Origin of the sequence: Nocardia sp. NPDC049707 (genome assembly GCF_040674855.1) — a bacterium.
In the GTDB taxonomy this organism is placed as follows: domain Bacteria; phylum Actinomycetota; class Actinomycetes; order Mycobacteriales; family Mycobacteriaceae; genus Nocardia.
This window is the reverse complement of record NZ_JBFANN010000034.1, coordinates 24,901-43,343: the sequence shown is the minus strand read 5'-3', so window position 1 is coordinate 43,343 and position 18,443 is coordinate 24,901. Positions and strand designations below refer to the sequence as shown.

Sequence of the window (18,443 nt, the reverse complement as noted above, 5' to 3'; positions counted from 1 at the left end):
TTCCTGGGGTTTTCCGCAGATCCGACATGTTCGGGCGATATGGGCGCAATCACCGATTCGCGCGCCGACGCGAGTAAGTTCGACGAGGTGCGCAAGAGCGGCGATGCGATCGATACGATCACGGCCTTCTTCGGGGCCGCGGTCGCGGGCGTCGCATTGTTCCTGCCGATCACCTTCAGATGGACCGCCGCCAGCTCGGCGTATCGGTTGGCCAGCCTGAACAACAGCGTCCCGCGCGGTGCGGCGATCGGGGTGATCGTGGCGGTAACCGCCGCGGTAATGGTGATCACCTTCCGCGAGCCGCTACTGGCATGGACTGCGGCCCTGTTCGGCGCGGTCGCCATGGACATCAATCACTTTGCCGGACGGCATGTTACCTCGGCCGACCTCCTGACCACCCAGAACTATCTGGATGCGATTCTGGCCGGTGTGCTGCTGGGCGCGCTGGGCGCGGCGGTGGTGCGCCGACCGGTGCCGGCGATCGGCTTCGCCGTCGGCGCCGCGAGCTTCTTCGTTTTCGGTGATCTCGCGGCGGTACTGCAAATCGCCGAGGATCCGTACGCGGTACTCGAGGCACCGCCGCGCTGGCTGATCAGTGTTGCGGTGATTTTGCTGATCGTCAGTACGCTGCGCAATCGGTCCCAGTCCAAGGAAACGAAGCCGCCGCGGATCGCCGTCGAACTTCCGGTCACGCCGATCCTGGCCTCGATGGTGCTGGCACTGGTGATCCTGGCCATTACCGAATGGCTGGCGCGGCAGTATCACCATGCGCCGGACGTCAGCCATGCGATCGAAATCGGGATGGCGGTCGCCGCGACGCTCATCGCCGCCACCGCCGCGGCCATGCTGCTACCCGGGCGCGACGGTATCGGGGTGTATCTTGCGGTGAGTCTGGTCGCCGTCGCCGAGGCCGTCACGGACGATCCGCGGCCCGGGTGGAGCATCGCGGTGCTGATCGCGCTCACCACGGTCGGGCTGCTGATCGGGATCCGTCTGCCCTCGACGTTCATCGCCATCGTGCTGATCGTGGGGCTCGCGGTATTCGCCCTGGTGAAATCCCCGAACGACCATCGCTACGTGACCGCGGCGGGCAGCACGGCCCTGGCACTGACGGTCGGCTACTGCTGTGGCACCGCGCGTCCCCGCTACGTACCGAGCGGGGTACTGGCCCTTTCCGCATTGTATCTGCCGACGATCATTACCGCATTGCCGCACGACTCCGCCGAATGGCCGCTGAACGGGGGCGCCAACCATCAAACGCTGGCCGGCCGGGCCGCGCTCGCGCTCGCGCTCGGTTCGGCTCTGGGGCTGGTGGCGCTGCACCGCTTCCGACCGCGCCGCCGACCCAAGCCCACGCAATCGGTCGACGACGGGCCAAAGGGCTTGGCCTGAGCACCCATTCGCGCGCTGAGTCTGCCGAGATCACGACTGGAATGGGCGCTCTGGACTATCGAGCCGCGCCAATAGGGCGCGTCTGCTCCACCACGGCCATCGGTGTCGCGGCAAACCACGTCGCATGGAATGCCGCGGCCATTGCGGCCAGCAGCGCGAGCACGACCGTCCCGGCCAGCACCGGATACTCGGCCATCGAAACCGCGAGATAGCGGAACGAAAGCAATAGCGTGCCGAGGATCGCCGCACCGAACAGCACCAGGCGCACCCGGAACCAGCCCCAGCCGCGCTCGGGATCGCGCAGTGTGGACTCGACGGTCAAGCACAGCACCGCACCGGCGACCAGATCGACACCGTAGTGGTAGCCGAAGCCCAGCGTCGCCATCAGCGTGGCGACCAACCAGAACGCGCCGAGGCAGCGCAGCCACAGCGGAGCACGCGAGCCATCGGCATCCCGGCGGGTGTGCACAAAGACCGACAGTGCCCAAGCCGTATGCATGGAGGGCATGCAGTTGCGCGGCGTGAAGGAGTCGAACGCCATTGCTGCCGGATTGCGATCGATCGGCGGGACGACACCTGGCCAGAAGTTGCCCACCTGCATGCCGTGGCCGTCCGCACCGAAGGCGAACATTGGGCCCACCACCGGGAATATCACATAGCTGACCGGACCGATCAGTCCGAGCACCAGGAAGGTGCGCACCAGATAGTGCGTCGGCCACACCCCGGTCGATACCACCCGGCGCAGCTGCCACACCGCGACGACGATCGCCGCCACCGGCAGTTCGATATAGACCCAGTGCAGCACCGCGTAGACGGCCGGGCCGAGCGCATCCACCACGCGGCCCATCACCCAGGACGGATCGCCGAGCGCGTGATCGGCCAGGGCGACATAGACGTCGTAGACCTGTGGTCGGCTGACGACCGTAATGTGCAGCCACACATCACCGACCTTGGTGGCAAGCACCAGCAGGGCGCCCAATGCGGCGGCGCGCAGCGCATTACGGCGCTCCGCACCGCTCCAGCGGAATCCGGCGACCAGCGCAAGACCGGTGAGCACGAGCGTCGGCCCATTGCCGATGGCGAACGATTCGTTGCTCAACAGTCGAATACTCGCCCACACCACGTCGATACCCGCCGCTATGCCGACGGCGATTATCCTGCGGCGCTTGGAAATTCCGACCAGGGCGAGGATGAGTCCGGCCCACGGCAACGACATGGACTTGGGTGTGCCGACGTAGTCGTACCACAGACTGGCGAGCGGCCCCTCGAAATCGTGCCCGATCGAACCCACCTGTAGCGCGATGAGCAGTACCGGCACCGCCGCGATCGCGGCCGCCGTCCAGATCCGCGAACGCGGCACGCGCACCCGCTCGGCGAGACTGCCACCGCTGACCTTTTCGAGCGACCTGCGAGCAGTCGCTACGGGATCACCCGGATCTTCGACAAGCACGTCGACCATAGTAAACGGCGGATTAACGCCATCCCGTGACCAGCTGAACGTCAGCGGTCCGTCCGGTCAGGCGGATCTACTGGTTCAACTCCTTGACCAGGGCATCGACCACCGCGACCAGATCCCCCTGGGTGCTCGCGGCCACTTTGCGCTGCCGCTGATAGGACGCGCCGCGCTGTGGGATCTCCGCCACCAAGGCGAGTTCGTCCACACAGCCGAGCCGCTTGGCGGTCGGCTCCAACCGCTGCAGTAGATCGATCAGATCATCGGTGACCAACCGCTCATTGCTGTCGTCGTCCACGATGACGATCGCATCGAGACCGTAACGGGCCGCGCGCCACTTGTTCTCCTGCACATGCCACGGCGGGATGGTCGGCAGTGCCTCGCCATCCTCGAGACGCTGATCGAGGTCGACGATCAGGCAGTGGATGAGCGCGGCCATGGCCGACAGCTCGGCGCGGGTCGAGATCCCATCGCAGACCCGCACCTCGATGGTGCCCCACTTCGGCGCGGGCCGGATATCCCAGTGCATCCCGCCGAGCTGTTCGAAAACACCGGTTTTCATCTGATCGTGCACGAAATGCTCGAACTGGGACCAGTTTTCGAATTGGAACGGCAGACCGGCGGTGGGCAGCTGCTGGAACATCAACGTCCGGTTGCTCGCATAGCCGGTATCCGCGCCCGCCCACATCGGCGAGGACGCCGACAGCGACAGCAGATGCGGATACGACAGCAGCAGCGAGTTCAGGATCGGAAAAACCTTCTCGGCGTGCGAAACTCCGACATGCACATGGACGCCCCAGATCATCATCTGGCGGCCCCACCACTGGGTGCGATCGATCAGTTCGTCGTAGTGCGCTGAGCGCGTGAGCTGTTGGGCCGACCACTGGGCGAACGGATGGGTGCCCGCGCAGAACAGATCGACGCCGAGCGGATCGGCGGCCCGGCGCACGGTATCCATGGTGCCGCGCAGATCGTCGACGGCCTCACCGACATTGTTGTGCACACCGGTGACGAGTTCGACGGTATTGCGCAGTAATTCCTTGGTGACCTGCGGGGTTCCGTCGTAGGCGTGTAGGTCACCGAGCGAATCGAATACGGCCGCAGCGGTATTCGACAAATCGCGGGTGACCTTGTCGACGAGCGCGATCTCCCATTCGATACCGATAGTGGGCCGGGGCGAACCGGGGAAAGGAACCCGCGCGATTGCTGTCCCGGCCATATCGGTGAACCTTGCTACTGGATTACGCCGCAGGCAACACGGCCGCCCGCATCGCCGGTCGCCAAAGTGGTGTCGTCCGGGCCGGCAACGCCGTCGGCGCGGACATAACGGTTGGGGATATTGCCGAAGTTGTCGGCGCCGGCGTGGATCATCAGGGCCTTGCCCTTGATGTCATCCAACGTCACCGCATCGGTGGTGGTGACCAGCTTGCCCGCACCGTCGGCACGGACCTCGAGCGAGGTCAGGTCGCCGCTGGCCGGGTGGGCGTTGGCGCTGCCGACGTGCAGGTGGCCACCGGCCGACAGGAAGTCACCCGCGGGTCCGCCGGTGGGCGCGACCGAGTTGGGCTCGCACTTGCCGAACTGATGGATGTGCACGCCGTGGAAGCCGGGACGCAGGCCGTGCGCCTCGATGCTGATCTGCAGGTGGTTGCCGTCCTTGGTGATGTTCGCGACGGCGACCGAGGCACCGGCCGGATCTTTGAGGTCGACCTTCACCCCGGTATTGGCATTCGGGGCGCCCGTCTCGGTGCCGAATGCGCCGGCCGGCGGTGCGGACGCACCGGTCCACACGGGCGGTGTAGTTCCCTGGACGTCGCTCGACTCCTGACTGTTCGAGCACGCGGCCAGTCCGAAGACCGCGACAGCGAGCACCGGGGTCACAGTCCGCCAGGACGGGCGACGAGTTGTGTACGGGGCCATCGGGGAACTCCTTTACGAGTACCGAGTTTACGAGTAAAGCTGGGTGGACACGTTCGTTACCGGACAAGATGATGCCACGCCCGCCGTGTCGCACCCGTGACCGGGCCGTGTCGCGAGCCCCCGCACTGATTAGTTGCCGGTGACAACCACCGTCACGCCCGAGCCCGACCCACCCGAGCGCGGCTCGGCGCTCACGCCCAGTTCATCGGCTATGGCCAGTGCGGCTTCTTTCTCGCCGGGGTTATTGCCGTAGTACACAGTCGTATTCGTGATATTGGGGCCGGGATAGTTGCCGACCTCGGCAACCGTCCAGCCGTTGGCGGTGAGCTCGCTCGCGGTGCGCGCGGCCAGTCCGGGAACAGTGCTGTTGTTCAGAACATGTACCGGCACAGCATGATTCGCCGTGGTGGTGGCCGGAGTCGTCGAGGTGGTCGACGACTTCGTTGTGGCCGATGCCGAACTGGTCGGTGCCGGATTCATGTTCTGCACCGGCGAGTTGGTCGTCGCGACCGCCGTGGTGGCGGCGGCCCGACTGGTTGTGCTCGAGGAATCACCCGCCCCCGAGGTATCGGAGTCCGAACTCGATAACGACATCGCGCCGAGCCCGGCGAAAACGATGGCCAGCGCGATCAACACCATCGCCAGCGCGCGCAATGGCGGCCCGCCGGGGGTGGGATTCGAGTCGCTCACGGCTGCGCCTCGCTGGCGCTCGGCTCCACCGTGCGCGACCGCGCGCTGTGCCTTTGGTTCACTCGCTGACGCTCGCTCACGGCTGCGCCTCGCTCGCTCACGGCTGCGCCTCGCTGGCGCTCGGCTCGACCGTGCACGACGGCGCGCTGTGCTTTTGGTTCACTCGCTGACGCTCGCTCACGTTGAGAACCCTAGCCGCAAACCCGGTGCCGTGGTCGTTGCGCAGGCTCCGTACTTGCGGCGGCGGGTCATACCTGGAAGCCGAGCCTGCGCGCGGCTCGCGCCTTCTGCCTGCTCGCCCGCAGTCGGCGCAACCGTTTCACCAGCATGGGATCGGCGGCCAGTGCCTCCGGCCGATCCACCACCGTGTTCAGTACCTGGTAGTACCTGGTCGGTGACATACCGAACAGTTCACGAATGGCCCCTTCTTTAGCCCCGGCGTATTTCCACCACTGCCGTTCGAAGGCCAGGATGTCGTGTTCGCGACGGCTGAGACCGTCACCGTCACCATCGACCTGCTGGGCTGCCATGACATCTTCGCTCGCAGAAGGGCCGTCTTGGATCGCGGAAAGATCCGGAGCCGCTGCGCCGTCCATCTTGCTCCCTCGTCGAGTAGCCACCAGACGAAAATGATGCTTGTATGCCGCGGATCATTCAACCACGGGCCGCGGGATTGCCCCAGCACCGTCACGGCGTGTTCGCTACCGGTCGGTAGTGGGTCGCAACCATCCGCGATAAGAGCAATTGCGGCGGCTGCGAGCCCATCGGCAATAATTGCCCCTATGGCAATCCTCCCCATCGTGATCGTCGGTGACCCGGTTCTGCACAATCCGACCGAGCAGGTCACCCAGACGCCGGAGGAACTGGCCGAGCTGATCGCGGATATGTACGAGACGCTCGATGCCGCCAATGGCGTCGGACTGGCCGCGAACCAGGTCGGCGTGCCGTTGCGGCTGTTCATCTACGACTGCCCGGATGTCGATGCCAATGGGTCGACCGTGCGGCGCAAGGGCGCGGTGATCAACCCGGTGCTGGAGACCTCGGAGATTCCGGAGACCATGCCGGATCCCGATGACAATGACGAGGGCTGCCTCTCGGTGCCCGGTGAGCAATTCCCCACCGGCCGCGCCGAATGGGCCCGCGTCACCGGAATCGATGAGCACGGCGAGCCGGTCGAGATCGAGGGCAAGGGCTTCTTCGCCCGCATGCTCCAGCACGAGGTCGGACATCTCGACGGTTTTCTCTACGTGGATGTGCTGATCGGTCGCAATGCCCGCGCGGCCAAGAAGGCGATCAAGCGAAATGGTTGGGGCACACCGGGACTCAGCTGGATTCCGGGTACCGTACCCGATCCCTTCGGACACGATGACTGATCCTGCGGCTCCACCGGGCGATTCGACATTGCCCGATATCCCGTTGGGGCGGCGCGTAGTGCTGCGGTACCGATTGCCGGCGGGTTATCCACAACCACTCACAGATGTGATCGGCGAACTGGTTTCACTGGACCCGCCTACCGTGCGGGCCGCGGACGGGCAGGTCGTCGCGGTCGCGGTGGATCGCGTGGTCGCTATGAAAGCGTTGGGACCGAGACCGATTCGCACCAAGGAGATCCGGGCGCTGGAGGCCGCGGCGGCGTACGGCTGGCCCGGTATCGAACAAGGCTGGATCGACGGGTGGCTGTTGCGGGCCGGAAACGGCTACACCAACCGCGCCAATTCCGCTGTGCCGCTTGGCAGCTCGGATGGTCCGGCGACATTGGGCGCCGATACGCTACAGCGCATCGGCGAGTGGTACACCGCACATGGCCTGCCGGTGCAGCTCGCGCTGCCGGATCGGCTCGCATCGCTGCCGCCGGGTTGGCAGAGTCGGCGGGAAACCCAGTTATTGGCGATCGATATCGAGAATTTCGTACTGCCGCAAGGGCCGCGAATGGTTCGTATCGTGTCCGCACCTGATGACGCCTGGTTGTCTATGCACCGTTATAGCGGCGAAGATCCTGCGACACAGGCTGTTTCACCGCCGCCGGTGGTGGAGGTGCTGACGGCCGTACACGACGGCGAAGTGGGCTTCGCCTCGCTCGGCCTGCCGCAGCCCATCGCGATCGGCCGCGGCGCACTCACCACCGCACCGGACGGCCGCCGCTGGATCGGCCTGACCTGTGTCGCGGTGGCGGCCGAACACCGCAGGCACGGACTGGGTTCGCTGATCTGCGCGGAGCTGATCCGCTGGGGCGCCGACCGTGGCGCCACCCACGCATATCTCCAGGTCGAGGCCGAAAATACCGGGGCCATCGCGATGTATCACGAGTTGGGCTTCCTCGACCACCACACCTACCGCTACGCCACACCGGACGGCTCCCGCTGAACCGACAACCCGGGGTACAACAGACCTATAGCCCATTGTGAAGGAAGGCATCCGTGCGTCTCGCGACCTGGAACGTCAATTCGATCCGCTCCCGCATCGACCGGGTCGCGGACTTCCTCGACCGCCAGGACATCGATGTGCTCGCGATGCAGGAAACCAAATGCCGCGACGACCAGTTCCCGTTCGAGCGCTTCGACGAACTCGGCTATGAGGTCGCCCATATCGGGTTGAACCAGTGGAACGGTGTCGCGATCGCCTCACGCATCGGCCTGGACGACGTGGCAGACGCGTTCCCGGATCAGCCCGGCTTCGACAAGGACGCGGGCGAATCGCTGATCAGCACCCCGATCGTGGAATCGCGCGCACTCGGTGCGACCTGCGGGGGCGTCCGGGTGTGGAGCCTGTACGTCCCCAATGGCCGCACCTTGGATGACCCGCACTACACCTACAAACTGGAATGGCTTGCCGCCCTGCGCGCCAACGGCGCCCAGTGGCTCGCCGAGCATCCGGAGGCGCAGATCGCGCTGGTCGGCGACTGGAATATCGCCCCGACCGACGACGATGTCTGGTCGGCCGAATTCTTCGCCGACAAAACCCACACTTCCCAACCCGAACGCGACGCCTTCAACGCCATTGTCGAAACCGGCTTCGCCGACGTCATGCGCCCGTTCGCCCCCGGCCCCGGCGTCTACACCTACTGGGACTACACCCAACTGCGCTTCCCCCGAAAAGAAGGCATGCGCATCGATTTCATCCTGGCCTCCCCGGCACTGGCCGCTCGGGTGACCGACGCGGGCGTCGACCGTGAAGAGCGCAAGGGCAAAGGCGCATCCGACCACGCCCCGGTCTTCGCAGACATCATGGACTGAGGTGCAGCGACCAGGCCCGATCATGGAGGCGAGGAATGCAGCCGCTGCATGCCTGCCGTGAGTAGGCTGATCCGGGTGAGCGAAGCATATGACTGGTCGTGGCTGCGCACAGGTGATCCGGCGATGGACCTGGACGCCTACCTGGCGATGCCCGAGGATCTGTCCCGGGCAATCGAGGTCAAAGACGGTCTCGTCGTGCACTGCGAGTCCCCCTCACCGAACCACGTGGCTGTGGCAGATGCGATCAAGAATGCACTACGCGAGGGGGTCCGCAAGCGCGGTGCTGACCAGCCCTGTCTAAGGGCCAGTGGCGATCTGGACATGTTGGTCTCGGATGTTCCGCTCAACTTCCGGCGGCCGGATGGCATCGTCTATCGCTGCATCGAGGAGCCGCGCGGCAGATGGAGGACCAAGCCGACGTTCGCGGACACACTGCTGGTTGTCGAGGTCGTCTCACCGGGCACCGTCACCGCCGACTGCATCGACAAGCGCGCCGAGTACGCCAACCTGGGTATCGAGCAATACTGGATCGTGAAGTTGGACAACAACAACGGTCCCGTCAAGTCCATCGAAGTACTGCGGCTCAACAGCGCGGGCGAGTACGTAGTAACGGAGACCCGATTCCGCTCGCACAGCGCGATAGCCGTCGCGATCAGCGATCCACTGGACGTCAGCATCACCTGGGCCGAACTGGACGCAGATCTGGACTGATCTGTCCGACTCGAAGAACTCGCGAGGCTTGTGGCCCGTCGCCTCGACCAGCAGCGCGAGCGAGCCGTATGCGCGAGCGGCATCGGCATCCAGCGGTAATGGCGCCATGGCAGCTTCCACCCAGCGCAGCCGGAACTGATGTCGCGCTTGCTCGACGGGATCTTTGGTCGCGTGCACCCCGGCTCCGAGTTCAGCGAGAGTGATCACACTGATAGCCGCTTCGCCGGGAGCCTTCTTACCGACTGCCTCGAAGTCGATGACAACGGAAGTGTCGAGAAGGATGTGCTGGCACCGCCGGGCTCAGTCATGGAACGGATCCTGGCCGATCACGGCATCTAGATCGGCGCGGAATTGATCGTAGTCGACCGGCGGCAAGTGCGCGGCCGTCCGGAGCAGTTCTGCGACAGGCACGAACGCGCGGCGACCCACCGGTCGGAGTTCACCGACAGGCCTACCGTTACGACTGATGGTGTAGATTTCCCCAGCTTCAACGGCGTCGAGAATTTTGCCACTGTCGTTACGGAGATCACGCTGATCGATGGTCTTCATGCACACATGTGTAGCGAGTGGCCACACTTGTGTACAGAGCGCTACGCGGGGCGGGTCTAGCGGGGAATTGTGTGCGGTCTCTGCACCAATCCTCAGCCAACGCGTTCCAAATTCGCAATCAATCGCCCCATCACGTCCATCATTGTGTCGAACTCCTCGGGTGCGACTCCGGTTGCGGACAGGTCTCGTATCCGGTCCACGGTGTTGGCAGCGTCACCGTGTGCCTCTCGCCCGGCCGGCGTCAGGAGATAGCGAGAGTCCGAGCCCTGCTCGACCCAGCCGCGCGCGGTGAGTTCGGCCACCACTTCGGCGACGTTCTCCTGATTCACCTCCCAGAATGGACGAAGCGCATCCATGAGTTGTGTCATATCGGCCGGACCCCGGCTAATGGTGTTCAGGGTCTGCCACTGTCGTCGAGTAAGACCGGCCTCGTTCAGAAGCTTGTCGAATGTCGACTCGATGAGCTGGTCGAGTCGCTTCAACTGATACCCGATCAATCTGCCATTGGGCGGATCAGTGGCCACTGTCGAGGCCGGCACGTCCTGCCCCTCACTGGAGCACGCCACCATCGGCAGCGTCGTGGCCGCCAAGACACCGAGCAACAGAGACCGAATTCGCATTTGACATCCTACATGTAGATAGATAATTACCATTACTTGTACTAGTACATGTACATCGAACGATAACATGCCGATATGGATGATGTCGATCGTGTAGAGCAGGCAATGATCGCGATTCGCCGCCGTCAGTCGAGGCGCACCCTGGCGGGCGGGAAGGAAGCCGCTGGGCAGGCATTCGACGTCCTGGATGTCATCGAGTCCTCCCATCAGCCCACGGTGTCCACGGTGGCGGCGGCCCTAGCGGTAGACCAGTCGCGGGCGAGCAAGCTGATAGCGACGGCAGTCGGCACCAATTTGGTGCGGCGGACCGCCGATCAGGCCGACGGTCGACGTTCGGTATTGATGCTGACCAGCCGTGGACAGGCCGTTGTCGCCGCAGCGCACCAGCGACGGCGTGAGACGTTCGATCGCGCCATGTCCGGGTGGACCGAATCCGAGCGTGCCGAGTTCGCGCGACTACTCACGCGCTTCATCGAAGCGATGCCTTAACACGACAGGTGTATTTCGTTGTCATGTAATCGTTTTCGCTGATCATGCGTCAACGTAGGAATTCGATCTACAGGCCCGGTACCAGGGCGAACCCGGTCACACCTGACAAATGTTCAGCGCTTCACCCCATCGCTAGGCGAAATGCCGCAGAAGTCCGCAGTGGACCGACAAAATGTCCATCCTACCAACGCGTGCGGCACTAGGATGGATAGCAAATCCAGCGGTCCAGCCGGAGGTACGGTCATGGCGTTCTATCGGCAGGTGGGTGCGGTGCCGCCGAAGCGGCACACCCAGCATCGAGACGACCGGGGACGGCTCTATTACGAAGAGCTGATGGGCGAGGAGGGCTTCTCCGGCGATTCCTCGCTGCTGTATCACCGCGGCCTGCCACCCGCCATTGTCGATTCGACGGTATGGGAGCTGCCGGACCAGACACTCACCCCGAATCATCCACTGCGCCATCGACATCTGCGCCTGCACGAACTCTTTCCCGGCGACACCCCGGCGGGCGCCGATCCGGTCACCGGCCGTCGGCTGCTGCTCGGCAATGCGGATGTGCGGATCTCATATGTGGTGGCCAAGGGCGCGTCACCGCTGTACCGCAATGCGATCGGCGATGAGCTGGTGTACGTGGAATCCGGTGCGGCCGTTGCCGAAACGGTCTTCGGCACCATCCCCGCCCGGCAGGGCGACCAGGTGCTGATCCCGCGCGCGACCACGCACCGTTGGCTACCGAGCGGCCCGGAACCGCTGCGCGCCTATGTGATCGAAGCCTCGAGCCACCTCACCCTGCCGAAGCGCTATCTCTCGAAATTCGGTCAGCTGCTGGAACATTCGCCGTACTGCGAGCGGGATCTGCACGGGCCAGCAGAACCGTTGATCGCCACCGGAACCGATATCGAGGTGCTGGTGAAGCACCGTCCAGGCGGTCAGGTGGTCGGCACGCGGATGATCTACGCGACGCATCCATTCGATGTGGTCGGCTGGGACGGCTGCCTGTATCCGCTCACCTTCAATATCGCCGATTTCGAACCGCTCACCGGCCGGGTGCATCAGCCGCCGCCCGCCCATCAAGCATTCGAGGGGATCAATTTCGTGGTGTGCAATTTCGTTCCGCGCAAGGTCGACTACCACCCGCTGTCGATTCCGGTGCCGTACTACCACTCCAATGTCGACAGCGACGAGATCATGTTCTACTGCGGTGGAAATTACGAGGCGCGTAGGGGTTCCGGTATCGGGCCGGGTTCGGTATCGGTACATCCCGGCGGTTATGCGCACGGTCCGCAGCCGGGCGCATATGAGCGCAGTATCGGCATCGATTTCTTCGACGAACTCGCGGTCATGGTCGATACCTTCCGCCCCCTCGAACTCGGCGAAGGCGCATTGGCCTGCGAGGATCCCGGATACGCGTGGACCTGGTCCGGGCGCGGACCGCAATCCGACGCGCATCGGCAACCGAATCAACGCCCGCACGCGAACCAGCGCCGTGGGCCCGCATGAAGAGTTCCGGACAGCACCCTCCTCGGTCCGGACAATCTCCCCTATGGCGTCTTCGCACCGGAAGGCCAGGACTTCCGGGTCGGCACGCGAATCGGCGAGCAGGTCATCGATCTCGCTGCGGCACTGGAGGATCCGTATTCGCCGCGCCGAGTCTCAATCCGTTCATGGCGGCGGGGCCACGTCGGTGGCATGCAGTGCGCAATCGGCCCCGGGTTCGCATGCGCCGCGCATCGGCCTCGGCGAGGTCCGCGGACATATCTGGCATGCGCGTGATCGAGAGATGCGCTCAACGTACGGTTGACCGCGCAAACCGCTCGGCAGCAATTTTCCCGAATCCACTCCTGAGCGGCGGATTGTTCGTGTAGCTTGCTGAGAGAAGCCCCGGACCTCACTTGGTCCGGGGCTATCGCCATTCAGTGGCCGCCGGGGCCTACCTACGACACCACCGGCAGATATACCTGTGCGCCATGGTCGGCGAATTCCGCGGACTTCTCCGCCATCCCGGCTTCGATCGCCTCGATCTCCGAAAGCCCCTGGCGCGCGGCGTATTCCCGCACGTCGGCGGAGATGCGCATCGAGCAGAACTTCGGACCGCACATGGAGCAGAAGTGGGCGGTCTTGGCGGGTTCGGCGGGGAGGGTTTCGTCGTGGTATTCGCGGGCGGTGTCCGGATCGAGGGCGAGGGCGAACTGGTCGCGCCAGCGGAATTCGAACCGCGCCTTGGACAATTCGTTATCGCGGTCCTGAGCGTGCGGATGGCCCTTGGCCAGGTCGGCGGCGTGCGCAGCGATCTTGTAGGTGATCACGCCGACCTTGACATCGTCACGATTGGGCAGACCCAGGTGCTCCTTGGGGGTGACGTAGCACAGCATCGCGGTGCCCGCCTGCGCGATGATTGCCGCGCCGATGGCCGAGGTGATGTGGTCGTAGGCGGGTGCGATATCGGTGGCGAGCGGGCCGAGGGTGTAGAACGGCGCCTCCTCGCACAGTTCCTCCTCCAGCCGCACGTTCTCCACGATCTTGTGCATCGGCACGTGCCCCGGACCCTCGATCATGACCTGCACGCCATGTGATTTCGCGATCTTGGTCAGTTCGCCGAGGGTGCGCAGCTCGGCGAACTGGGCCTCGTCATTGGCATCGGCGATGGAGCCGGGACGCAGTCCGTCACCGAGGGAGAACGTTACGTCGTATTTCGCCAGGATCTCGCAGAGTTCGGCGAAGTTGGTGTACAGGAACGACTCCTGATGATGCGCCAGACACCATGCCGCCATGATGGATCCGCCGCGCGAGACGATGCCGGTGACCCGCTTGGCTGTCAGCGGGACGTAGCGCAGCAGCACACCGGCGTGCACGGTCATATAGTCGACGCCCTGCTCGCACTGCTCGATGACGGTGTCGCGGTAGATCTCCCAGGTGAGCGCGGTGGGATCGCCGTTCACCCGCTCCAGCGCCTGATAGATCGGCACGGTGCCGACCGGGACCGGCGAATTGCGCAGGATCCATTCGCGTGTCTCGTGAATGTTCTTGCCGGTGGACAGATCCATGATGGTGTCGGCGCCCCAGCGGGTGGCCCACACCATCTTCTCCACCTCCTCCGCGATCGAGGAGGACACGGCCGAATTGCCGATATTGGCATTGATCTTCACCAGGAACTTCTTGCCGATAATGGTCGGCTCCAGCTCTGGATGCTTGTGGTTGGCCGGGATGACCGCGCGACCCGCGGCGACCTCGTCGCGGACCAGCTCCGGCGTAACGCCCTCGCGCGCGGCGATGAAGCGCATCTCGGGGGTGATGATGCCCTGCCGGGCCCAGGCCAGCTGGGTCGGCGGACCGTCGACCTCGGGCTTGGCCCAGCCGTCGCGCAACTTCGGCAGACCGGCCTCCAGATCGATGGACGCCGTATCGTCGGTGTACGGGCCCGAGGTGTCGTAGACGTCGAAGTGCTCGCCATTGGTCAGATTGATCCGACGCACCGGAATACGCAGGTCATCGACCTCTTGATAGTGCTTGACGCTGCCCTCGATCGGACCGGTGGTCACGGAGTCGACAGGTGTGCTCATGAATATCCTCCCTACGCCGGCATTACCCGGTCAGGTTCATACGGTCGACGGCCCTGAACGCCCGAATTGGGCTAGCCGTCCTCTCAGCCCGCTGGTGCGAGCCCCCGTTGGTGTGTGAAATTTTCCCGCTCGACCATACCTTTCCATGTCCGTGCCCCGCCGGGCGATCGGAGGAAAATCCAGCGAAGCGCCCGAGGCCCGACCGGGCGCCGGTAGATTCCGCAGATCAGCTGATCTTGCCCGCGTAGGCGTCTCGCATGCCCTGCAGGTCGATCTTCTGCATCCCGAGCATCGCCTGCATGGCGCGGTTCGCGGCCGCGCGATCGGCACTGGCCAGCAGGGTGTCGGCTTCGACGGGCCAGATCTGCCAGGGCACACCGTATTTGTCGTTGAGCCAACCGCATTCGATCGGCTGACCGCCGTCGGCGAGCAACGCCGTCCAGAGTCGGTCGACCTCGTCCTGGCTGTCGCAATTGACCAGCAGTGACATGGCATGGGTGTAGTGGTAGTCGCCGCCGCCGTTGATGGCGGAGAACTTCTGGCCGTTGAGTTCGAAATCGACGAGCATGGTGAGCCCGGCTTCCCGCGGACCCGCCTCGGAGTAGGGCACGACATTGGTGATCTTCGAATCGTCGAACAGCGAACAGTAGAACTCGGCGGCCTCCTCGGCCTGAGTGTCGTACCAGAGGTTCGTGACGATTTTCTGCATGGTGGTCCTCCCGATCGGTGTGCTTGTATCAGTGCCGACGGCGCGAGCGGGCGGAATTCATCGCCCGGTCAGTAGGACTGGAGTTCGATCAGGGTGCCCGCCGGGTCGCGCAGGTGCGCTGTGCGCAGATTCGGGCCCCAGTGCGGACGATCGGCCGCGGCGGCGGCCAGGGTCGCGCCATGACGCAGGCACAAGTCGAGGCCCGCGTCGACGTCGGGTACTCGGCAGACGAACATCACGGCATCCTGCGCGGGTGCGGCGGTGACGGGCAGGTCGGTGCTGCCGACGACCTCGGACATCGCGTTGCGGTCGAAGAGCGCCAGCACCGCTTGGTCGTCGACATCCCAGTTCGCATAGGGACCCGCGGCGGTGCCTTTGATCAGCTTCGCGCCGATGAGCTCCGGTAGGACGGCGGCATAGAAGTCGAAGCATGCGGCGAAGTCGGTGACTAGCAGTCTCGTGTGCAGGGCGTCCATGGCGCGTCTCCTTATTAGTAGGTGTGAACCTATCGTAGGCTCAGCCCTATAATTTGTCGCATGGATTCCGCGCGTACCCTGCCGCCGAGCCTGCTCGGGCTCGAGACCTACCTGTTGTCACGGGTGGGCAAGACCGCGCGCGGCCGGTTCGCCGATCGCCTTGCGGCGCATGGACTTCGGCTGTGGCACATGGCCATACTCACCGCGCTCGCCGATTTCGGACCGCACGCGCAGCGCGATCTGGGCATTCGGCTCGATATCCATCCGAGCGATGTGGCGAAGATCGTCGACGAATTGGCCGACGCCGGTCAGGTCGAACGCACTCGCGATCCCGCCGATCGTCGTCGCATGTCGGTGCGGATCACCAGGACCGGCCGGACCGCACTGCGCGCCCTCGACAAGGAGGCACGGCAGGTACGCGACGAGATTCTGGCCCCCCTCAGCCAGCAAGAACGAATTGCCCTATCGAACATGATGCTTCGCCTCTTCCAACACACCCACCCCGGCACCGTGCCGGAGTGATTGGCGCTCGCCCCATTTCAGCTCCACATGGCCATTGGGCGTGGATCAAGATCAGGTGGCAATGCGGGCAGTCGTTTCTCGGGCGATGCCGCGATAGGTTCCACCTGATCTTGATCGCGGTCCGGCCGAGCGGCCCTGCGATTCATCGCCGTCGCCGCACTCTGCGCCACCATCGCCCTCGCTGAGGCACCACATCCGACACCGTGTCGGCTTAGGCAGCCGACACAGAGTCTTTCGTATCTAACGGATGATCTGATCGATCAACCGGCGCGCGGCCCGATCGGTGCGCTCCACATCGCCGGTGATCAACCGATCCTGAATGATGCCGCGCAATCCCGAAACCAATAGCGTGGCAACAGCTTCCGGGTCATCGATGGATTCGATTCGACGCAGCGCATCGGTGAGCGTCCCGATGAAGGTCGTGATCGCGGCATTCGCGTATTCGCCATAGGGACTGCCCGGCGCACACGCCGCCCCCAGCACCTGCAGCAGCACCCGCACACTCGTCGTGGCCTCCCCCGCGATATTCACCGCACAGAATTCGCCGAGCCGCGCGCGCAGCGAAGCCGCGTCGGAGACCCCCGCGAAGACCGCGGGGATATCCGGACGCTGCGTAGTAAGCGCCTGGACCAGCAGTTCTTCCTTGGTGTTGAAGTAGTGGATCAGCATGCGCGAACTGGTGCCGAGTTCGGCGGCGAGCGGGCGTAGCGACAGGTCGCCGAGACCGTGGGCGGCAATGTATTCGACGACACCGGCCAGCAGGTCGGCGCGTTTCGCATGGTCGATGGGGCGGGCCATGAGTTGACTGTAGCGATTGATACAGGTATTCATGACACCGTGACTGTAACAATCGCTTCAGAAACTCGCCCGGCCGTCGTGGTCACCGCGGTCGCCGCGACCACAGCGCTCGCCGATGACATTGATGCGACCTGGTCCGGACTGCTCGCCGGGCGCAGCGGCATCGGCATGCTCGACGACGATTTCGTGGCCGAATACGAACTGCCGGTCCGCATCGGCGGCAAGTTGAAGACACGGCCGGGTGATCAGCTCACCCGCATCGAACAGCGCCGTCACTCCTATGTCGAGCAGCTGGCCCTGGTGCTGGGCCGCCAGGTCTGGCGCAATGCGGGCGCACCCGAGGTCGAGGGTGAGCGGCTCGCGGTCGTCATCGGCACCGGACTCGGCGGCGGCGATGCGCTGATCAATGCGGTCGATTCGATGCGCGACGGTGGCTACCGGAAGGTGTCGCCGATGTCGGTGCCGATGGTCATGCCGAACGGTCCGGCCGCGACGGTCGGACTCGAAATCGGCGCCAAGGCAGGGGTTTTCGCGCCGGTCTCGGCCTGCTCCTCCGGTTCGGAGGCGATCGCGCACGCCTGGCGGCTGATCACCACCGGCGAGGCGGATGTGGTGGTGGCCGGTGGCGTCGAGGGGCATATCGATGCGGTGCCGATCGCGAGTTTCGCCATGATGCGGGCGATGAGCACCCGCAATGACGAACCGGAGCGGGCATCGCGACCTTTCGACCGGGACCGCGACGGATTCGTCTTCGGCGAGGCGGGCGCACTCCTGGTGTTGGAATCCGAGCGGCACGCGCGGGCGCGCGGCGCGCAGATGCACGGACGCGTACTCGGCGCGGGGATCACCTCCGACGCCTATCACATCGTCGCATCGGAACCGGAGGGCATCGGCGCCGCGCGCGCCATGCGCAAAGCGATATGCACTGCCGGATTACAGGTTTCGGATATTCAGCACGTCAATGCGCACGCCACGTCCACCTCGATCGGCGACGCGTCGGAAGCCAATGCCATTACCGCGGTCACGCCGGAGGCATCGGTGTACGCGCCCAAATCCGCTCTGGGCCATTCGATCGGCGCGGTCGGTGCGCTCGAATCCATCCTCACCATACTGACACTGCGCGACCAAATCGTCCCGCCCACCTTGAATCTCGACAATCAGGACCTGGAGATCGACCTCGATATCGTGGCGGGCGCACCCCGTGAGCAGCGCATTGATTTCGCGCTCAATAACTCCTTCGGTTTCGGCGGCCACAATGTCGCCCTGGCGTTCGGGCGGGCGTAGCGCTGGCGGCCTATCGCCGCGGAGTAGCGTCATAGCA

General features: G+C 64.6%; 20 protein-coding genes, 1 pseudogene and 1 riboswitch. Of the genes and pseudogenes, 10 read left to right on the top strand and 11 right to left on the bottom strand.

What is annotated here, in order from left to right; genetic code table 11:
- The first annotated feature begins 39 nt into the window (after positions 1–39).
- Complete coding sequence (locus tag AB0J29_RS26265) at positions 40–1,392, top strand: hypothetical protein (protein WP_364791558.1); 1,353 nt, start codon at positions 40–42, stop codon at positions 1,390–1,392.
- Positions 1,393–1,447: 55 nt separating this feature from the next.
- On the opposite strand, the gene AB0J29_RS26260 is transcribed toward AB0J29_RS26265, so the two are convergent.
- The 5 genes from AB0J29_RS26260 to AB0J29_RS26240 all read right to left on the bottom strand — a co-directional run bounded on the left by AB0J29_RS26260 (position 1,448) and on the right by AB0J29_RS26240 (position 5,985).
- Positions 1,448–2,752 carry a DUF5933 domain-containing protein gene (locus tag AB0J29_RS26260; protein ID WP_364791689.1) on the bottom strand — a complete coding sequence of 435 codons (1,305 nt, stop codon included), beginning with the start codon at positions 2,750–2,752 and terminating at the stop codon, positions 1,448–1,450.
- A gap of 166 nt (positions 2,753–2,918) precedes the next feature.
- Positions 2,919–4,064 carry a glutamate--cysteine ligase gene (locus tag AB0J29_RS26255; protein WP_364791556.1) on the bottom strand — a complete coding sequence of 382 codons (1,146 nt, stop codon included), beginning with the start codon at positions 4,062–4,064 and terminating at the stop codon, positions 2,919–2,921.
- 14 nt (positions 4,065–4,078) lie between these two features.
- Positions 4,079–4,765 carry a superoxide dismutase family protein gene (locus tag AB0J29_RS26250; protein ID WP_364791553.1) on the bottom strand — a complete coding sequence of 229 codons (687 nt, stop codon included), beginning with the start codon at positions 4,763–4,765 and terminating at the stop codon, positions 4,079–4,081.
- A 129-nt stretch (positions 4,766–4,894) separates the two neighbouring features.
- The gene (locus tag AB0J29_RS26245) at positions 4,895–5,404 is read right to left on the bottom strand and encodes a LytR C-terminal domain-containing protein (protein WP_364791686.1); all 510 of its coding nucleotides are present in this window, start codon (positions 5,402–5,404) and stop codon (positions 4,895–4,897) included.
- Positions 5,405–5,703: 299 nt separating this feature from the next.
- The gene (locus AB0J29_RS26240; RefSeq protein ID WP_364791683.1) at positions 5,704–5,985 is read right to left on the bottom strand and encodes a DUF3263 domain-containing protein; all 282 of its coding nucleotides are present in this window, start codon (positions 5,983–5,985) and stop codon (positions 5,704–5,706) included.
- 252 nt (positions 5,986–6,237) lie between these two features.
- On the opposite strand from AB0J29_RS26240, the gene AB0J29_RS26235 reads away from it, so the two are divergent.
- The 4 genes from AB0J29_RS26235 (at position 6,238) to AB0J29_RS26220 (ending at position 9,399) form a co-directional block, all read left to right on the top strand.
- Positions 6,238–6,828 (top strand): peptide deformylase, encoded by a 591-nt coding sequence (locus tag AB0J29_RS26235; RefSeq protein WP_364791550.1) that lies wholly within the window; start codon positions 6,238–6,240, stop codon positions 6,826–6,828.
- Complete coding sequence (locus AB0J29_RS26230; RefSeq protein WP_364791547.1) at positions 6,821–7,819, top strand: GNAT family N-acetyltransferase; 999 nt, start codon at positions 6,821–6,823, stop codon at positions 7,817–7,819. The genes AB0J29_RS26235 and AB0J29_RS26230 overlap by 8 nt, the downstream gene beginning before the upstream one ends.
- A 53-nt stretch (positions 7,820–7,872) precedes the next feature.
- Positions 7,873–8,688, top strand: a complete 816-nt coding sequence (locus AB0J29_RS26225) for an exodeoxyribonuclease III (RefSeq protein WP_364791544.1) — start codon at positions 7,873–7,875, stop codon at positions 8,686–8,688.
- 75 nt (positions 8,689–8,763) lie between these two features.
- A complete protein-coding gene (locus AB0J29_RS26220) occupies positions 8,764–9,399 on the top strand; it encodes a Uma2 family endonuclease (protein ID WP_364791541.1) in 636 nt (211 codons plus the stop codon).
- A gap of 300 nt (positions 9,400–9,699) precedes the next feature.
- On the opposite strand, the gene AB0J29_RS26215 is transcribed toward AB0J29_RS26220, so the two are convergent.
- Both AB0J29_RS26215 and AB0J29_RS26210 read right to left on the bottom strand, forming a co-directional pair.
- A complete protein-coding gene (locus AB0J29_RS26215) occupies positions 9,700–9,948 on the bottom strand; it encodes a type II toxin-antitoxin system prevent-host-death family antitoxin (RefSeq protein WP_364791538.1) in 249 nt (82 codons plus the stop codon).
- A 92-nt stretch (positions 9,949–10,040) separates the two neighbouring features.
- Positions 10,041–10,568, bottom strand: a complete 528-nt coding sequence (locus AB0J29_RS26210) for a winged helix DNA-binding protein (protein WP_364791535.1) — start codon at positions 10,566–10,568, stop codon at positions 10,041–10,043.
- A 75-nt stretch (positions 10,569–10,643) separates the two neighbouring features.
- Between AB0J29_RS26210 and AB0J29_RS26205 the strand changes: the two genes are divergently transcribed.
- The 3 genes and pseudogenes from AB0J29_RS26205 to AB0J29_RS26195 form a co-directional block, all read left to right on the top strand.
- Positions 10,644–11,057 carry a MarR family transcriptional regulator gene (locus tag AB0J29_RS26205; RefSeq protein ID WP_364791532.1) on the top strand — a complete coding sequence of 138 codons (414 nt, stop codon included), beginning with the start codon at positions 10,644–10,646 and terminating at the stop codon, positions 11,055–11,057.
- Between the two features lie 243 nt (positions 11,058–11,300).
- Positions 11,301–12,557: a homogentisate 1,2-dioxygenase domain-containing protein gene (locus tag AB0J29_RS26200; protein WP_364791529.1), complete on the top strand. Its 1,257-nt coding sequence runs from the start codon at positions 11,301–11,303 to the stop codon at positions 12,555–12,557.
- Positions 12,558–12,635: 78 nt separating this feature from the next.
- Positions 12,636–12,830, top strand: a pseudogene (locus AB0J29_RS26195) (hypothetical protein); the annotation flags it as partial.
- Positions 12,831–12,991: 161 nt separating this feature from the next.
- Here the strand turns inward: AB0J29_RS26195 and thiC are convergent.
- The 3 genes from thiC to AB0J29_RS26180 all read right to left on the bottom strand — a co-directional run bounded on the left by thiC (position 12,992) and on the right by AB0J29_RS26180 (position 15,802).
- Positions 12,992–14,617, bottom strand: a complete 1,626-nt coding sequence (gene thiC / locus AB0J29_RS26190) for a phosphomethylpyrimidine synthase ThiC (RefSeq protein ID WP_364791526.1) — start codon at positions 14,615–14,617, stop codon at positions 12,992–12,994.
- A riboswitch (TPP riboswitch) is annotated at positions 14,609–14,735 on the bottom strand. Its footprint overlaps the gene before it by 9 nt.
- A gap of 108 nt (positions 14,736–14,843) precedes the next feature.
- On the bottom strand, positions 14,844–15,326 hold the full coding sequence (locus AB0J29_RS26185; protein ID WP_364791523.1) for a VOC family protein: 483 nt from the start codon (positions 15,324–15,326) through the stop codon (positions 14,844–14,846).
- Positions 15,327–15,394: 68 nt separating this feature from the next.
- The gene (locus tag AB0J29_RS26180) at positions 15,395–15,802 is read right to left on the bottom strand and encodes a VOC family protein (protein ID WP_364791520.1); all 408 of its coding nucleotides are present in this window, start codon (positions 15,800–15,802) and stop codon (positions 15,395–15,397) included.
- A gap of 60 nt (positions 15,803–15,862) precedes the next feature.
- Between AB0J29_RS26180 and AB0J29_RS26175 the strand changes: the two genes are divergently transcribed.
- On the top strand, positions 15,863–16,324 hold the full coding sequence (locus AB0J29_RS26175) for a MarR family winged helix-turn-helix transcriptional regulator (RefSeq protein ID WP_364791517.1): 462 nt from the start codon (positions 15,863–15,865) through the stop codon (positions 16,322–16,324).
- Positions 16,325–16,564: 240 nt separating this feature from the next.
- Here AB0J29_RS26175 and AB0J29_RS26170 read toward each other — a convergent pair whose 3' ends face one another.
- Positions 16,565–17,122: a TetR/AcrR family transcriptional regulator gene (locus tag AB0J29_RS26170; RefSeq protein ID WP_364791514.1), complete on the bottom strand. Its 558-nt coding sequence runs from the start codon at positions 17,120–17,122 to the stop codon at positions 16,565–16,567.
- Between the two features lie 39 nt (positions 17,123–17,161).
- Between AB0J29_RS26170 and AB0J29_RS26165 the strand changes: the two genes are divergently transcribed.
- A complete protein-coding gene (locus AB0J29_RS26165; protein ID WP_364791511.1) occupies positions 17,162–18,406 on the top strand; it encodes a KasA/KasB family beta-ketoacyl-ACP synthase in 1,245 nt (414 codons plus the stop codon).
- Positions 18,407–18,443: the final 37 nt, after the last annotated feature.

Coding starts and splice junctions, on each gene's coding strand:
- AB0J29_RS26205 (WP_364791532.1), top strand. CDS start 10,644: ATGGATGATGTCGATCGTGTAGAGCAGGCAATGATCGCGATTCGCCGC.
- AB0J29_RS26265 (WP_364791558.1), top strand. CDS start 40: ATGGGCGCAATCACCGATTCGCGCGCCGACGCGAGTAAGTTCGACGAG.
- AB0J29_RS26250 (WP_364791553.1), bottom strand. CDS start 4,765: ATGGCCCCGTACACAACTCGTCGCCCGTCCTGGCGGACTGTGACCCCG.
- AB0J29_RS26175 (WP_364791517.1), top strand. CDS start 15,863: ATGGATTCCGCGCGTACCCTGCCGCCGAGCCTGCTCGGGCTCGAGACC.
- AB0J29_RS26245 (WP_364791686.1), bottom strand. CDS start 5,404: ATGGTGTTGATCGCGCTGGCCATCGTTTTCGCCGGGCTCGGCGCGATG.
- AB0J29_RS26240 (WP_364791683.1), bottom strand. CDS start 5,985: ATGGCAGCCCAGCAGGTCGATGGTGACGGTGACGGTCTCAGCCGTCGC.
- AB0J29_RS26230 (WP_364791547.1), top strand. CDS start 6,821: ATGACTGATCCTGCGGCTCCACCGGGCGATTCGACATTGCCCGATATC.
- AB0J29_RS26200 (WP_364791529.1), top strand. CDS start 11,301: ATGGCGTTCTATCGGCAGGTGGGTGCGGTGCCGCCGAAGCGGCACACC.
- AB0J29_RS26185 (WP_364791523.1), bottom strand. CDS start 15,326: ATGCAGAAAATCGTCACGAACCTCTGGTACGACACTCAGGCCGAGGAG.
- AB0J29_RS26255 (WP_364791556.1), bottom strand. CDS start 4,064: ATGGCCGGGACAGCAATCGCGCGGGTTCCTTTCCCCGGTTCGCCCCGG.
- AB0J29_RS26235 (WP_364791550.1), top strand. CDS start 6,238: ATGGCAATCCTCCCCATCGTGATCGTCGGTGACCCGGTTCTGCACAAT.
- thiC (WP_364791526.1), bottom strand. CDS start 14,617: ATGAGCACACCTGTCGACTCCGTGACCACCGGTCCGATCGAGGGCAGC.
- AB0J29_RS26210 (WP_364791535.1), bottom strand. CDS start 10,568: ATGCGAATTCGGTCTCTGTTGCTCGGTGTCTTGGCGGCCACGACGCTG.
- AB0J29_RS26170 (WP_364791514.1), bottom strand. CDS start 17,122: ATGGCCCGCCCCATCGACCATGCGAAACGCGCCGACCTGCTGGCCGGT.
- AB0J29_RS26180 (WP_364791520.1), bottom strand. CDS start 15,802: ATGGACGCCCTGCACACGAGACTGCTAGTCACCGACTTCGCCGCATGC.
- AB0J29_RS26215 (WP_364791538.1), bottom strand. CDS start 9,948: ATGAAGACCATCGATCAGCGTGATCTCCGTAACGACAGTGGCAAAATT.